Below are 235 nucleotides of genomic sequence, written 5' to 3' on the forward strand. Positions count from 1 at the left end.
CACTATAGCAGTCCACAGGTCATCGACTGGTGCCGCGCCAACGATGTCGACTTCATCCTCGGCGTGGCGCCCACCACAACCTTGCGCAAGCATGTCATGGAGCTGGAAGCCAGCACGACGGCGCGCTTCGAAGCGTCGGCGAAGACGGGCAACGTCCGCAGGTTCAAGGAGTTCCTGGACGGCGCCGGCAGCTGGAGCCGCGTCGAGCGCATCATCGCCCGCGTCGAGGTCGGCG

General features: G+C 66.0%; 1 protein-coding gene. It reads left to right on the plus strand.

Features of this window, described 5'->3' with window-relative positions; all coding sequences use genetic code 11:
* A partial coding sequence (locus ACWGTO_RS34055; protein WP_454579028.1) for a transposase occupies positions 1-235 on the plus strand: 235 nt, incomplete at both ends.

It is taken from the genome of Mesorhizobium sp. PL10 (genome assembly GCF_053714315.1).